8 protein-coding genes are annotated in these 13,113 nt (G+C 69.7%); 6 read left to right on the plus strand and 2 right to left on the minus strand.

Translation table 11 applies throughout. The features are described 5' to 3' along the window. Nucleotides 1-274: 274 nt before the first annotated feature. Both ABD255_RS27385 and ABD255_RS27390 read left to right on the plus strand, forming a co-directional pair. The gene (locus ABD255_RS27385) at nt 275-1,408 is read left to right on the plus strand and encodes a neutral zinc metallopeptidase (RefSeq protein ID WP_344218923.1); all 1,134 of its coding nucleotides are present in this window, start codon (nt 275-277) and stop codon (nt 1,406-1,408) included. Nucleotides 1,409-2,539: 1,131 nt separating this feature from the next. Continuing rightward, entirely contained in the window at nt 2,540-3,424 is an 885-nt protein-coding gene (locus ABD255_RS27390) for a neutral zinc metallopeptidase (RefSeq protein ID WP_344218925.1), read from the plus strand. A 64-nt stretch (nt 3,425-3,488) separates the two neighbouring features. On the opposite strand, the gene ABD255_RS27395 is transcribed toward ABD255_RS27390, so the two are convergent. Further along, nucleotides 3,489-5,174 carry a DUF2207 domain-containing protein gene (locus ABD255_RS27395; RefSeq protein WP_344218927.1) on the minus strand — a complete coding sequence of 562 codons (1,686 nt, stop codon included), beginning with the start codon at nt 5,172-5,174 and terminating at the stop codon, nt 3,489-3,491. 74 nt (nt 5,175-5,248) lie between these two features. Between ABD255_RS27395 and ABD255_RS27400 the strand changes: the two genes are divergently transcribed. From ABD255_RS27400 to ABD255_RS27415, 4 genes are all read left to right on the plus strand, one after another. After that, the gene (locus ABD255_RS27400; protein WP_344218929.1) at nt 5,249-6,424 is read left to right on the plus strand and encodes a neutral zinc metallopeptidase; all 1,176 of its coding nucleotides are present in this window, start codon (nt 5,249-5,251) and stop codon (nt 6,422-6,424) included. A 67-nt stretch (nt 6,425-6,491) separates the two neighbouring features. Beyond that, a complete protein-coding gene (locus ABD255_RS27405) occupies nt 6,492-10,424 on the plus strand; it encodes a Pls/PosA family non-ribosomal peptide synthetase (protein ID WP_344218932.1) in 3,933 nt (1,310 codons plus the stop codon). Beyond that, the gene (locus ABD255_RS27410) at nt 10,424-11,806 is read left to right on the plus strand and encodes a M1 family metallopeptidase (protein WP_344218934.1); all 1,383 of its coding nucleotides are present in this window, start codon (nt 10,424-10,426) and stop codon (nt 11,804-11,806) included. Before ABD255_RS27405 ends, ABD255_RS27410 begins: the two co-directional genes overlap by 1 nt. A gap of 43 nt (nt 11,807-11,849) precedes the next feature. After that, nucleotides 11,850-12,242 carry a RidA family protein gene (locus ABD255_RS27415; protein ID WP_344218936.1) on the plus strand — a complete coding sequence of 131 codons (393 nt, stop codon included), beginning with the start codon at nt 11,850-11,852 and terminating at the stop codon, nt 12,240-12,242. Here ABD255_RS27415 and ABD255_RS27420 read toward each other — a convergent pair. Further along, nucleotides 12,220-13,101 carry a LysR family transcriptional regulator gene (locus ABD255_RS27420; protein WP_344218938.1) on the minus strand — a complete coding sequence of 294 codons (882 nt, stop codon included), beginning with the start codon at nt 13,099-13,101 and terminating at the stop codon, nt 12,220-12,222. The two genes, ABD255_RS27415 and ABD255_RS27420, sit on opposite strands and share 23 nt — an antisense overlap. Between the last annotated feature and the right edge of the window lie 12 nt (nt 13,102-13,113).

Below are 13,113 nucleotides of genomic sequence, written 5' to 3' on the forward strand. Positions count from 1 at the left end.
ATACCGCGACTCATGCCTACCGCAACGACTCCTCGATCCACCCCTTGAGCAGGCCCGCCGGCAAATCACACCGGGGACGGCGTCAACCACCAGTACTGGGCCCAGCGCGGGTTCAACAGCCGCAACCCGGCGGTCTGCAACACCTTCGTGGCCTCCGGGGCCCGGGTGAGGTGACGGGGATCCGCCGCCCTCAGTACAGACGTGGAGCGGTCCGGGTGGTTAGCCTGGTCCCCCGGATCACGCCCTGTGTGTCCCGGGGGGATGAGGAACGACCGTGTCTGACCAGGAATGGAGCGAGCCACCAGGGCCGCATCCGCCGCCGGGAGCACTTCCCGACGGCTCGATACCGCTTTACGGCAGCTACCCAGCGCCTGGCGCGCCCGGCGGTGAACCCGCGCAGCCGCAGGTGGGCTGGGGGCCGGAATTCGATGGGACCTCGCCTGATCAGAGCAGCCAGTTCCACTTCAAGAAGGGTGGGCCGCAGCCCCGGCGACGCCCGACCGGGGTGATTGCCGGCCTGCTGCTGCTCAGCGGTGTGGCGGTGTTCGTGGTGATCGTCGCTCTCATACTTCGCGACGGCGAATCGTCCTCCACGGCAGCCGAACCGGGCGCGGGCCAAGTAGCCTCGACCGAGGTCCCCGGCGACAGTCCGACGGGCTCGCCGCAGTCAGGCGCCAGCGCACGGACAGTGACGGCCGATGCCTTCTACACCACCGGGGCACAGCCCACGGTCGGCTGCAGTGAGCCGCAGATCCCCCTGAGCAAGGTCGCGAACGTCCGGACGTACTACGAGAACCTGGTCGCCTGCCTCAGCAAGGCCTGGGCACCCAAGGTGCAAGCGGCGAAGGACACCTTCCAGGCGCCGCGGCTGGTCTTCTGGACCGGCAATGTCCAGTCGCCCTGCGCCGGTGGCTCGTCCGTCTCCTTCTACTGCGGTACGAGCCAGACGCTCTATCTGAAGTTCACCGACGACATCAAGCTGTGGGCCCGGTCTCCCGACAACGCCAACCGGTCGTTCGCGCGGATGTGGGCGACGTACACGGCCGGGCACGAGTTCGCCCACCACGTGCAGCAGATCACCGGCATCCTGCCCGCCGCCCGGCAACTCCAGTACGACGCGCCGAACCCCGACACGCGGCTCGAGCTGAGCCGGCGGATCGAACTCCAGGCATCCTGTCTGAGCGCCGTCTTCGCGGGAGCGAACAAGATCTCCTACGGCATCGACGGGCTGGACCTGAACACCTACCAGAATTACGTCCAGGCTCAGACCGGGGATGAGAACAACCGCGGCGGACCGCGGGACCACGGCGCCCGGGCCAGCCACCTGTACTGGACCGGGCGCGGCTTCACCACGCTCGACAGCGTCAGCTGCAACACGTTCACGGCTTCGGCCAGCAAGGTCTCGTGAGGAGTATCGATGTCGGACAACTGGAATCCACCTCCTGGGCGGAACCCGCAGGAGCCGGACCCGGAGGGCGAACAACCCACCGAGCCACCGGCCGCGGAGTCACCGCGCAGGGCTGGCCAGTCGCCCCTGTGGTGGACCGAGTCCACCGAACCCCAAAAGGAGTACTTGCGCCCGGCCCCACCCGGCGACACCCCGGACCACCCATCCCCGGGCCACCCCACGAACAACCTGAAGTGGAACCTGCCGCCGTACACCCCACCCAGTACTTCTCCCGCCGGCCAGACCGGCTGGTGGCAGTCCACGCCAGATCGGCCCGGTCCCCAGCCTGACCAAGACACCGGCCAGCCGGGCGCAGGAGCAGCCGGCACGGCGCCGACCGGCGCGCAAGCAGGCGGTGCGCAGGCAGGTGGTGCGCAGGCAGGTGCCGCGAGCGGTGGACAGGCGGGCGGCGCCGGCGGTGCGCAGGCACCTCGCGGCGAGACCGGCGGCCCCGGCCAACCGAGCGTGGGAGCGCCGGGCCCCGGTGCGGGAGCGCTCGGTGCAGGAGGGCCCGGTGCAGGAGGGCAGCAGGCCGGTGCGCCCGGTGGGGCGCAGACCGGCGCGGGAGGCCGCCCGCAGGAAGGCTCAGGCGGGCCGGGGCAGACGAACTGGAGTTTGCCGCCTGCGGGTGGGCGGCAGGGCGGTCGGCATGCTGCGCCGCCGCCTGTTGGTGCGCGTGGGCAGCAGGGTGGGCCGCAAAGTGCGGGGCCCGCTGGTGGACCAGCCGTAGGCGGCGGGTTCGGGCAGGGCGGAGCGACTGGCGGGCAGAGCGGACCAACCGGCGGTGGGTTTGCGCAAGGCGGACCAACCGGCGGTGGGCTTGCGCAAGGCGGACCGGCCGGCGGCGGGTTCGGACAGCCGGGTGGAGCAGCAGGCGGCGGGTTCGGACAACCGGGTGGAGCAGCAGGCGGCGGGTTCGGACAACCGGGTGGAGCAGCAGGCGGCGGGTTCGGACAGGCGAGTGGAGCAGCAGGCGGCGGGTTCGGGCAGCAGGCGGGGCAGGCTCAGTCCTGGGAGTATCCGCCGATTCCGATTCCTCAGCCTCCGGGACCTGGGCGGCGGCGCAAGCCTCGGCAGATCTCCAAGGGGTTGTTGATCGGGCTGGTTGTGCTCGCGGTGCTGGTGGTCGGGTCCGGGCTCACGTTCGTGCTCAGCCGAGGAGGGGACGACAAGGTTCCGGCCTCGTCCGGCACCCCGTCGACCAGCACCTCCGAATCCCCGTCCGGTACGCCGTCGCCCACCCCGGGCCAGGCGCCGTCGGTCGACGAGATCGTCACCGCCAGCAAGCTGTACGCCGTCGGCCCGCTGAGCCCGACCCAATGCGTGGAGCCGAAGGTGGCCCCTTCGACCTTCACCACGATGAGGCTCTACTACAACGCGATCCTGCCGTGCATGAACCGCACCTGGCTGCTGGCGATGAAGAAGGCGGACCTGCCGTACCGCAACCCGAAGGTGGTCGTGTTCAACGGCCCGGTCACCACCGTCTGCGGACCGCAGAACGGCACCCGCGCCTTCTACTGCGACCAGAACGAGAGCATCTACCTCCCGTACGCGCTCGGTGCCGCGTACTACAAGCGCAACCCGATCTCCGGCCGCGTGTGGATGATGAACACCTTCGCCCACGAGTACGGCCACCACGTGCAGAAGCTGTCCGGCATCTACGCCGCCTCCATGACCCGGGAGACGGAGGCGAGCACCGGAAACCAGAAGATCGCCGAGAGCCGTCGGCGTGACCTGCAGGCGGCCTGCCTCGGTTCGGCGTACCTGGGGTCGGCTGGTCCGTACATCCCGATCCGCGGCCCGCTGCTGGCCACCTGGCGGGTCCTGATCGCCAACACCGGCGACGAGTACTCCCGGCCGCGGGCGCACGACCGCGGCTCCCGGGTGAGCCACAACTACTGGTCCCTGGTGGGCTTCAACAGCAAGAGCCCGAACACCTGCAACACCTTCGTGGCCGCCCCGGACCTGGTCGACTGACCCCCGGACACGACAAAGGCCCGGATCCCCTTGCAGTACAGGGGGTCCGGGCCTTTGAACGAGCTCAGAACAACCGGCGCGCAGTCGACAGCGAGCCACCGAAGGCCGTGACGAAGTTCGACAGCGACTCCCCGATGTCGGACAGGTGCCAGTTCTCCGGCCCGGAGTACCAGCCGATGCCCGCGTCCGGGTCGTCGTCGTCATCCGTGGCCGCGATCTCCAGCGCCCACTTCTCGGTCAGGCCGAGCACAGCGGCGTACGGCAGGCAGCGGGACGCGAACTCGAGCCGGTGGCTGTGCGGGAGATCCGTGGACGACTCATCCGTCAGGTACCGCTGCAAGCCGGCCACACGCCCCAGTACTGCGGCGCCGCGCGCCGTGCGTGCGGGAGCGACCTGACCGGACAGGGTCAGCGCCACACCGGTCAGCATCACCGCGAAGCCGACCAGCCCGTACTTCGTCGCGATGGCGAGCACGATCGTCAGCAACACCCCGGCGCCGAACAGTACGAGCCCTGCCGTGGTCCAGCGGTTCCGCACGGCGTCCGGGCGGTTCGCGAACCACCCCTGCGTGACGACATCGGCATACAGCTGCTCGCGGACCATGCCGAGTCGCGGCCGGAGTGCCTGGCCCAGGGTGGAGACCTGCACGGTCTCCCCTTCGGCGAACACCGCGTCCAGCAATGCCTTCTCGTACGGAAGCAGCTCCGGGCCGCCCGCGTTCAGCCGGTGCAACTGCCAGTCCAGCTTGCCGAAGTGGGTCTCGCGCGGCAGCTCCTCGATGGTCAGGTAGTTGCGCACGGCGAGGTCGAGCAGGGTCGCCGTGATGTCGACGACGTCGGCGGTCTCGTCCACCACCGTGCCGACCTGACCCGGCCGGATGCCGTCGGGCGCGGCGAACTGCGGCCCGCCCGGTCCGTCCAGCACTGGGCGCTCCGGCGCTCCGGTCCCGGTCTTGCCCGCGTCCCGGCCGCGGAAGAACCACAGCGCCGCGGCACCGAGCACGCCGATGCCCAGCAGCAGCACGCTCAGCCCGAGGGTGGCCGAGTCCATCGTGAAGGCGCGCCCAAGGCTCCAGCGGGTCTTGAACTCCGCGTTGGGCTGCACGGTGGCCTGGCCGCTCAGCCCGGTCAGGAAGGTCAGCCGGCCGCCCGCGGGGACGCCGTTCTGCTCGATCTGCACCGCGGCGGACTCGCCCAGTTGCGACGTCGTGCACGGCATCGTCGAGCCCGGCCGGCCGGCGAAGCAGGTCAGCCAGGTGGCGAACGGGACGTTGACGGTGACCGAGGCCTTGGGGATGGAGACGCCGTAGCCCTGGACGATCGGCCAGCTCACCGCGCGGCCGTCGACCGAGTCGGCGACGACGTTGTCCACGTCGTAGCTGTAGACGATCTTCGACTGGCCGGACACCTTCAGGCTGAGCTCCCGGCCGTTCTCGACCTCGCTGTTGCCGAAGTTCTCGGCGGGCTGCCCGTTCACCGTGGCCGAGATGTTGGTCACGTCGTAGGTGCGGTCCTGCTCGGCGTCGGAGCGGACGCGGGTGGTCAGCGTCCGCCGGAAGGTGTCGCCGCCGGCGGTCAGATCGACCGTCTCCTTGACCTTGAGGACACCGTCACCGGTCAGCGTCGCCTCGGCCACGTAGCCGGTGACCTGGTCGTCCGCGGCCTGGGCGGGCAGTGTGCCGAGGGCAACGAAGGGAACCGTCAGAGACGCGAGCAGGGCGGCCGGCAACAGGCGGCGCTTCAGTGACATGGGTCGAGAGTAGTCTCGTGCCGGTTCGTCCAGCGAACTCGTTCGACCGACTCAAGCCGAAGGGGCAACGACACGTGAGCACCCCGTACGGGCACGGCGACCGCCCCCAGGACCGGGTGGCGCCGCCGCCCGGCGTACTGCCTCCGCCGCAGGCGTCGCAGTGGCAGCAGACGCAGTACGCGCCGCAGGGTCAGTACCAGCAGCCGGGCGGTCAGTACCCGCAGCCGGGGCCGCAAGGCCAGTACCAGCAGCCGGGACAGTTCCGGCCCCAGCAGCAGTACCCGGGCCAGTGGGCGCAGCCGTACTACGGCGCAGGCGGTCCCAACCAGTTCAACGGCTTCCAACCCCCGAAGCGCCGGGGCGGAGCGCTCAAGCTGCTCCTGCTCGGCTTCAGCGTGGTCTCGTTCCTCGGCATCGCGCTGAGCGCCGTCGGGGTGATGCTGGCCGGTGGCGCCGACACCGACACGACCGAGCCGCAGATCAGCGGTCCGTCGATCGCGCCGACCGCGACGACGCGTCCGGAGAAGGGCACGGCGGAGGACTACCTGCTGAACGCCCCGATCTACCAGGCCGGCGGGCTCGGCGAGCTGAACTGCCCGGCCGAGAAGTTGGGTGACGGCAGCCTGGCCTCGCAGAAGGTGTACTACGAGAAGCTGTTCAAGTGCCTGAACGACGGCTGGCGCCCGGTGTTCGCCAAGGCCGGCCAGACCAAGCCCGACCCGGGCCTCGTCGTCTTCGACCAGCAGGTCATCACGCCGTGCGGCACGTTCCAGCCGTTGTCCGGCCGGGTGCTGGCGTTCTACTGCTATGGCAACCAGGTCATGTACACCGACGTGAAGCAGATGAACAAGGCCTTCGGGCCGAAGCAGGACCTGGCCTTCCTGATGACGATCGCGCACGAGTACGGCCATCACATCCAGGGCGTCAGTGATCTCTTCTACGCCCGGGCCGTCTACCTCCAGGACCACCCGGAGGAGAAGCTCGACAGCTCCCGCCGCAACGAACTCCAGGCCTCCTGCTTCGCCGGCGTCTTCAGCCGAGCGGTAGCGAAGTCGTACCCCTTCACCAGCCGGATGAAGGAGTTCGAGTTCCAGGCCAGCAACAGCTTCGGCGAGTCCCCGGACACCCCCGCCAGCGAACGCACCCACGGGCTAGCCACCAGCCAGGGCTTCTGGATCGTCAACGGCCTCAACGTAGGCGAAACCCGAGCCTGCAACACCTTCGCCGCCGCTCCAGACCTGGTGAAGTAGGTACTACGCACGAGCCTGTTGGTGTGGAGTTCAGGAGGGCGTCAACTCAGCGGCGTATCATCCGGCCGTGACTTTGCGACGGGGGGACAGTGCTCCGCCCGCGCGAACACTGGTTGACATCCTGCAGGCTACGGCCTCGACATACGCGGATGAGCCGGCGCTCGACGACGGCAGTGTCAGTCTGAGTTATCGCGAACTGCTCGGGCACGTGGCGAGGTTCGCGCGGCGGTTGAGTGAGCTGGGGATCGGGCCGGGCGACCGCGTCGGCGTACGGATCTCGTCGGGGCACAATGACCTGTACGTCGCGATCCTGGGCACCTTGCAGGCCGGCGCGGCGTACGTGCCGGTTGACGCGGACGATCCCGAGGAGCGCGCCGAGCTGGTGTTCGGCGAGGCCGGCGTCTCCGCGATCGTCACCGACGACCTGGAGATCGCCTCCACCCGGCCCGTCCCGTCGCCGGACGACGCGGACGGCTACTACGACTTCCCGTACTCCGCCCGGATGGACGACAGCCCACCCAGTACTGCGGCCGCGGCCGGCCCCGGCAGCCACGGTGACGGGCCGGGCGCGGACGACGACGCGTGGATCATCTTCACCTCCGGGTCGACCGGCGTGCCGAAGGGTGTCGCCGTCACGCATCGTTCGGCGGCCGCGTTCGTGGACGCCGAGGCGCGGATGTTCCTGCAGGCGGAGCCGATCGGCCCGGACGACCGGGTGCTCGCCGGGCTGTCGGTGGCGTTCGACGCGTCCTGCGAGGAGATGTGGCTCGCCTGGCGGTACGGGGCCTGTCTGGTTCCGGCGCCGCGGTCGCTGGTGCGCAGCGGTATGGACCTCGGGCCCTGGCTGGTCGCGCAGGGCATCACCGTTGTCTCGACCGTGCCGACACTGGCCGCACTCTGGCCGGCCGACGCATTGGACAACGTTCGCCTCCTGATCTTCGGCGGCGAAGCCTGCCCGCCGGAGCTGGCCGAGCGGCTCGCTGTCGACGGCCGCGAGGTCTGGAACACCTACGGCCCGACCGAGGCGACAGTGGTCGCCTGTGGTGCCCAGCTCACCGGCGTGGGCCCGGTCCGGATCGGTCTGCCCCTGGACGGCTGGGACCTGGCCGTTGTCGATGCCGCAGGCAACGAAGTACCGGCGGGCGGGACCGGTGAGCTGATCATCGGCGGCGTCGGCCTGGCCCGCTACCTCGACCCGGCGAAGGACGCGGAGAAGTTCGCGCCGATGCCGTCGCTGGGCTGGGAGCGCGCCTACCGCAGCGGCGACCTGGTCCGGAACGAACCGGAGGGCCTGGTGTTCATGGGCCGCGCCGACGAGCAGATCAAGCTCGGCGGCCGCCGGATCGAGCTTGGCGAGGTAGACGCCGCTCTGCAGGCTCTACCCGGTGTCTCGGGTGCGGCAGCCGCAGTACGGGCGAGTGCTGCGGGGAATCAACTGCTCGTCGGGTACGTCGTACCGGATGACCCGGAGGCGTTCGACCAGAAAGCTGCGACTGAGCGGCTCCGCGAGGCACTCCCAGCGGCACTGGTGCCGCTGCTGGCGATCACGGGCACCCTGCCGACCAGGACCTCCGGCAAGGTGGACCGGGCCGCCCTGCCCTGGCCATTGCCGGGCATGGACACGGACGGCCCGGCTGCAGAGCTCGACGGTACGGCGGGGTGGCTCGCCGAGCGCTGGACCAAGATCCTCGGCGCGAAGGTGACCGGAGCCGACAACGACTTCTTTCTGCACGGCGGTGGCAGCCTTGCTGCCGCCCAGCTGGTCTCTGCTCTGCGCGAGCGCTTCCCAGAAGCCACAGTCGCCGACATCTACGAGTACCCACGGCTGGGAGCACTCGCTGACCGGCTGGACTCCTTCACCACGACAAAGGCACCGGTGGAGATCAGAGAAGTCCGGCCGACCCCACCCGGCACGCAACTGCTGCAGACGGCTCTGACGCTGGTGCTGCAGACAGTGGTCGGAGTGCGCTGGTTGGTCTGGCTGTTCACCCTCAACAACCTGCTGGCTCTGAGCGACGGCCCGCACCCGTGGATGCGCACCGTGTCGTGGTGGTGGATCCTGGCCGGCTGGCTGATCCTGATCACCCCCGCAGGCCGCATGGGCATCGCTGTCGTCGGTGCGCGACTACTACTCCGTGGACTGAGGCCGGGCGTCTACCCGCGCGGCGGCAACGTGCATATCCGGCTCTGGGCGGCAGAGAACCTCGCTGACGCAGCAGGCGCGGCAAACCTCGCAGGCGCACCCTGGATCGCCTACTACGCAAGGGCTCTCGGCGCGAAGATCGGCCGCGGCGTAGACCTGCACACCCTTCCACCGGTCACCGGTATGTTCACGATGGGCCGCGGCGCCTCGATCGAACCAGAGGTCGACCTGTCCGGCTACTGGATCGACGGCGACCGCCTGCACATCGGTAGCGTCACGGTTGGCGCCGAGGCTGTCGTGGGCTCCCGCAGCACGCTGCTGCCCGGTGCTGAGATCGGCCGCAACGCAGAGATCGCTGCTGGTTCGGCCGTGTCCGGCAAGGTCCCGCCCAATGAGCGCTGGTCGGGCTCACCCGCGACCCGGGTCGGCCGAGCACGCCGCCCTTGGCCGGAGGAGCGTCCCGCCCGCGCACCGTGGTGGGTGCTGGCGTACGGAGCCGCCTCTGCCCTGATGTCACTCCTGCCGCTAGGAGCCGCCGCCGCAGCCATCCTCGTACTGCGGAACGCCGTGAGCGGGACCACCTCGCTCGGGGACGCCGCAGTACAGGCGTTGTGGGCGGTTCCGTTGATGACGCTGGTTGGGTTCCTGACCCTGGCCGTGCTGACCCTGCTCGGCGTCAGGTTGCTCGGACTCGGCATCAGGGCCGGGCACTTCCCGGTGCGCAGCCGGATCGGCTGGCAGGTGTGGGCGACCGAGCGGTTGCTCGACTCCGCCCGGACCCTGCTCTTCCCGCTCTACGCGAGCCTCCTGACCCCGTGGTGGCTGCGCGCACTCGGCGCCAAGATCGGCCGCGACGTCGAGGCGTCCACGGTGCTGCTGCTGCCGAAGATGACCACCGTGGGCGAAGGCGCGTTCCTGGCCGACGACACGATGATCGCGTCGTACGAACTGGGTGGCGGGTGGCTGCACGTAGCCGGCGCCAAGGTCGGCAAGCGAGCCTTCCTGGGCAACTCGGGCATGACCGCGCCCGGCCGCTCCGTACCGAAGAACGGGCTGGTGGCGGTGCTGTCGGCCGCGCCGAAAAAGTCCAAGGCCGGTACTTCGTGGCTCGGCAGTCCGCCGGTGAAGCTGCGCCGGCAGACCGTGGCGGGTGACCAGAGCCGGACGTTCAACCCGCCGCTGCGGCTCAAGTTCGCCCGGGCCGCTGTGGAGTTGTGCCGCTTCGTGCCGATGATGTGCACGGTCCTGATCGCCCTGGGCGTGCTCTTCACCCTGCAGGCGCTGGACCTCTGGCTCGGCCCGTGGCTGACCTTCCTTCTCTCCGGCGCGGTGATCCTCGCCGCCGGCGCTGTCGCCGGAGCGATGGCGACGATCTCCAAGTGGCTGATCGTCGGCAGGACCCGGGCCGTCGAGTACCCGCTGTGGAGCACCTTCGTCTGGCGGAACGAGGTCGTCGACACCTTCGTCGAGATGGTCGCCGCGCCCTGGTTCGCCAACGCCGCCGCCGGTACGCCGGTACTGGCGCTGTGGCTCCGCACCCTCGGCGCCAAGATCGGCAAGGGTGTCTGGTGCGAGACCTACTGGCTGCCCGAGGCCGACCTGATCACGCTCGGCGACGGTGCCACGGTGAATCGCGGCTGCGTGCTCCAGACTCACCTGTTCCATGACAGGGTGATGTCCATGAGCACCGTCACCTTCGGGCCCGGGTCGACCCTTGGGCCGCACGGAATCATCCTGCCCGCGGCATCGGTCGGGGAGGGCGCGACCGTGGGCCCCGTGTCCCTGGTGATGCGTGGGGAGTCCGTGCCCGCCGGGACCCGCTGGGCCGGCAACCCGATCGCTCCCTGGCAGGGTTGATGGTTGCCCGTGACACCAACCGGGGCGGGGCGGGGAAGGTAGCGAAGGCGCTGCCGGGTGCGGACGCTGCCGGGGATCGGTATGTGCCCACCCACGGCAACGGCGGCTACCGCGTCGAGTCATACGAGCTGGACCTCGACTACCGGGTCAACAGCAACCGTCTGACCGGCAAGGCCACCATCACGGCGGTGGCGACCCAGGCGTTGTCCCGGGTGAGCTTCGACCTCACCGGACTCCGGGTGGCGAAGGTGTTCGTGAACGGCCGCCGTGCCGCGCGCTACGCACACCGCAACGGCAAGCTGCACGTCTGGCCCGCGGTGGCGATCGCCGACGGCGCCGAGTTCGTCGTGGACGTCCAGTACGCCGGCAATCCCGCGCCGGTCGACAGCCCATGGGGTGAGCTCGGCTGGGAGGAACTGACCGAGGGCGTGATCGTGGCGAGCCAGCCGAGCGGCGCGGCCACCTGGTTCCCCTGCAACGACCACCCCGGCGACAAGGCGCACTACCGGATCACGATCACCACCGATTCGCCGTACCACGTGGTGGCGAACGGGCGGCTCGTGTCGCGCCGTACGAAGGCGAGCCGCACCAGCTGGGTGTTCGACCAGGCCGCACCGATGGCGACGTACCTGGCGACCGTGCAAATCGGCCGGTACGACGTACTGGAGCTGGCTGAGTCCCCGGTCACGATGCGCGCCGTACTCCCGGCCTCGCAGGTGCGGGAGTTCCGCTCGGACTTCGGGCGGCAGCTGGACATGATGCGGCTGTTCATCAAGCTTTTCGGGCCGTACCCGTTCGGTGGTTACACGGTCGTGGTGACGGATGACCCGCTGGAGATTCCCCTGGAGGCACAGGGGATCTCGGTGTTCGGCAGCAACCACGTCGACGGCCGTCGCGGCTCTGAGCGGTTGGTCGCGCACGAGCTGGCCCACCAGTGGTTCGGCAACAGCCTGACGCCGTCGGAGTGGCGGCACATCTGGCTGAACGAGGGATTCGCCTGCTACGCCGAGTGGTTGTGGTCAGAGGAGTCCGGCGGTCTCACGGCTGCCCAGCAGGTGTCCAAGGCCTACAGCCGGCTGCGGGGACTCGAGCAGGACCTGCTGCTCTCAGACCCCGGGCCCGAGCTCATGTTCGACGACCGGCTCTACAAGCGCGGCGCAATCACCTTGCACGTACTGCGCCAACTGCTGGGCGACGACACCTTCTTCGAACTCCTGCGTACCTGGACGCGGCAGAACCGGCACGGCTCGGTCACCACAGAGGACTTCATCTCCTTGGCAGCAGGCCTGGCGCCGGACGCGGACGCAGTACGGGACCTCTTCAGCGCCTGGCTCGACTCTTCAGTCCTCCCCGCCCTGCCGCGCTCGTCTCGCCGCCACTGACTCTCCGGCGAGCGGTTGTCCGAGGCTGTCCTACTGTCTCTCCATGACCTCTTCTCGCATCGCCGTGTCCACCAGCGCGGCACCGACGCCTCGCGGGCACTACTCGCAGGCCCGGATCGTCGGCAACCTGATCTTCACCGCCGGTGTCCTGCCGTTCGACCCCGAGACGAACGCCCTGATCGGCGAAGGCGACGCCGCCGAGCAGACCCGCCAGGTCCTCCGCAACCTCGCCGCGATCCTCGCCGAGGCAGGCGCCACCCTCGACGACACCGTCAAAATGACCGCGTTCCTTGCCGACCTGGATCGCGACCGCGAGGCCTACGACTCGGTCTTCCCCGAGTTCTTCACCCCGCCCTACCCCGCGCGCATCACCGCAGGCGCCCACCTCGGCAAGGCCCTGGTCGAGATCGAACTCATCGCCGCTCTACCATCCTGAGGCCTCCTGAGGCCTCCACAGCCGCCTCCACGAATCGCTTGACCAGCGGGGACGTCTCGCGCCACCCGGCGCCAATCACCCAGCCGGCCGCACGACCGCGCAAAGGGATGAGCTGTACTCCGACAGCGATGGAAGCCGCACTAGCCGGTACTACGGCCGGCCCGACCCCCGCAGCCACCAGGGCGAGCACTGTCTGGAGGTCGGCTGCCTCCTGGAGCACCCGCGGCCGGCACTTGAGTTCGGAGTACAGGCTGGTGATCTGCTGTGACAGGCCTGGGCCACGCTCTGGGACTAAGCGGACGAGAGGGCGCTCGTCCAGCCAACGGGCAATATCGCTGGGCGCCTCCTCCGCTGTCGGCAGCGCAAGCGCCAAGCGGTCCCGCTGGAGGCGGACATGCTTCAGTCCGGCCGGCACGGGCAAACGAACGAAGCCCACCTGCAGGCTCCCCGCTGCCAACCGTTCGCACTGGACCGCCGACGACATGTCATCCAGCGAGACAGCCACTCCGGGATAGCGGCTGCGGAACAACGCGACCGCCCGCGGCGCGAGTTCGATCCCCGAGAGCCCGAAGCCGATCGCGAGGGATCCCTCGACTCCGGTCGCGACCTGCGCGGCATGGCGCTCGAAAGCGTCGGCCCGGGCGAGCAGGTCCACCGCCTCCGGCAACAACCGTTCGCCCGCGGACGTGAGCCTGGCGCCGTGCCGGCCGCGATCGAAGAGCACCGAGCCCAGCCGGCGTTCGAGCAACTGGACCTGTTTCGTGAGCGCCGGCTGGCTGGTCGACAGCTCTGCCGCCGCGACCCCGAAGTTCCCGGACCGCGCGACAGCCGCGAAGGCCCGCAGCAACCGAAGATCCATAACCTCAGGATA

Origin of the sequence: Kribbella sancticallisti, assembly GCF_039530625.1 — a bacterium.
Lineage (GTDB): Bacteria > Actinomycetota > Actinomycetes > Propionibacteriales > Kribbellaceae > Kribbella > Kribbella sancticallisti.